Annotated in this window: 2 protein-coding genes; one reads left to right on the forward strand and one right to left on the reverse strand. The window is 59.9% G+C overall.

Going from position 1 to position 2,072, the window contains the following annotated elements; genetic code table 11:
- Window positions 1–201: 201 nt before the first annotated feature.
- Window positions 202–1,134 carry a LysR family transcriptional regulator gene (locus BFP96_RS28290; RefSeq protein ID WP_065937443.1) on the reverse strand — a complete coding sequence of 311 codons (933 nt, stop codon included), beginning with the start codon at window positions 1,132–1,134 and terminating at the stop codon, window positions 202–204.
- Between the two features lie 88 nt (window positions 1,135–1,222).
- Here BFP96_RS28290 and BFP96_RS28295 point away from each other — a divergent pair, with 88 nt between their 5' ends.
- Window positions 1,223–1,849, forward strand: coding sequence for a hypothetical protein (locus tag BFP96_RS28295; RefSeq protein WP_065893693.1), 627 nt, complete (start codon window positions 1,223–1,225; stop codon window positions 1,847–1,849).
- Window positions 1,850–2,072 lie beyond the last annotated feature (223 nt).

Here is a 2,072-nt window from a genome sequence, read left to right on the forward strand (position 1 = left end):
GCGTGGTTTAACGGGGCGCCTGAGATCAAGATCAAAAGCAGATCAAGAGCAAGAGCGGCTCGCTTCGCATCGTGGTTACGGTTGAGCGCTACAGAGTTGTGTAGATGCCTATGCCCCGATAGCGGCGCATCAGTCAACACATTCGGTGACTGACACACCGCCATCGGGGGCAAGCCCCCTCCCACATGTTTAACCCCATTTCTACCGACTGCGCAGTGTCGGCTCCTTCGCCATGCACTCCACCAGATAATCAATAAACACGCGCAGCTTGGGCGGCAAGTAGCGCGTAGGCGAATGCAACAACCACGCCTCGCCGTGGTAAGACGCGATAAAATCCCACGCCGGTAATACCTGCACCAACCGTCCCTCTTCCAAGGCGTGCCGCGCCGTGAAATACGGCAAGCTGCCAATCCCCACATGCTGCAACACGGCATCCAGCCGCACGCCCGTGTGGTTCGCCGCATACCGCCCGCGCACACCGACCGTCACCGCCTTGCCGTCCCGACGAAACTTCCAGCGTGAGTCACCGGGGGTTTCGCCCAGATAGATGCAACTGTGCTCCAGCAGATCATGGGGATGGCTCGGCGTGCCATGCTCGGCCAGGTACTGCGGCGTTGCGCAGAGCAAATGTTCGATCGGCAATAATTGCCGCCCGACCAGACCGGGCGGCGGGCTGTCGGTGATGCGGATGCTGAGGTCGACATTGTCGTCGATCAGATCCACAGGCCGATCCTCAAGGATCAGTTGCACATCCACCTTGGGATAGCGCCGCAGGAACGCCGGCATATGCGGATGCACCACAAACCGCCCCACTGCCTTGGGCACGCTGACCCGCACCAGGCCCTCGGCTTCATGGGTAAATTGCCCGCTGATCTCCATTACCGAACGCGCCGCGCCGACCATCTCGCGGCACCGCTTGAACACCTCTTCGCCGCCCTCGCTAAGGCGCAGCTTGCGTGTGGTGCGTTGCAACAGGCGGGTTGCCAGTGCCTGTTCCAGGCGCGAAATACTGCGGCTCACCGCCGAGGGTGAAACGCCCAGTTGCCGCGCCGCTTCGGAGAAACTGCCGGTTTCGACCACCTTGACGAAAATCGCCATTTCACCCAGCAGCGGCAAAGGAAGATTGATGCTCATGACGCACAGGTCCATTGATATTTGAATGGATTATCGCCTATCAGCGCACTATTTATACTGTGGCATCACCTGGATGCGGATGTACACGATGACCGAGCGCCTGTTTTTCACCCACGATCACCTGACAGCCGAGCTGGAAGTGCTGAGCTGCACGCCTCACGAAGAGCAATTTGCGGTGATCCTGCAATCGACGATTTTCCATCCCCAAGGCGGCGGCCAACCCTTCGACACCGGGTGGCTGGGCGACAGCCAGGTGCTGCGCGTCACGCAGGACGCAACGCATGTGGTGCATTACGTCAATCAACCCCTGGAACCCGGCCCCATCACGGCGCGGGTCGATGCATCACGCCGCGCGCTGCACACGCGCCTTCACTCAGCGGGACACCTGATTGGCAATGCCGGCGAACGCTTGGGCTGGATGCCGATCAAGGCGCATCATTGGCCGGGTGAAGGCAAGATTACTTTTATCCGCGGCGAAGCCGCGCAAGAGATGGATGCGCAGGTCCTCCAGCAACTGGTCAACCAGTGGATCGCCGCAGATTATCCACGCCACATGACGCTGGAAGAAGGCACCCGAGAAGTCGGCTTCGGTGAATTGCCGGCATACGCGTGCGGTGGCACGCATGTTCAAGCACTGAGCGAACTGGGTCAGGTAACGATCCTGGCCCTCTCGGAAAAAAAGGGCGCACTGTCGGTACGCTACGAAATCAACTGACACACCGAGCCTCAAAATGTGGGAGGGGGCTTGCCCCCGATGAGCATAGGTATCTACACAATTTTGGTGCGACACCGCACCTGTGGCGAGGAAGCTAACGCGTATCTACCTGACGCTCCGAGGTCCAAATGTGGGAGGGGGCTTGCCCCCGATGGCGGCCTCTGGGCCGACCAGGATGCTGGATCAGACTGAGTACATATCCGTTTCTGCGGTAACGGCTGCT

Origin of the sequence: Pseudomonas sp. 34 E 7, assembly GCF_900005715.1 — a bacterium.
Taxonomy (GTDB): domain Bacteria; phylum Pseudomonadota; class Gammaproteobacteria; order Pseudomonadales; family Pseudomonadaceae; genus Aquipseudomonas; species Aquipseudomonas orientalis_A.

Coding starts and splice junctions, on each gene's coding strand:
- BFP96_RS28290 (WP_065937443.1), bottom strand. CDS start 1,134: ATGAGCATCAATCTTCCTTTGCCGCTGCTGGGTGAAATGGCGATTTTC.
- BFP96_RS28295 (WP_065893693.1), top strand. CDS start 1,223: ATGACCGAGCGCCTGTTTTTCACCCACGATCACCTGACAGCCGAGCTG.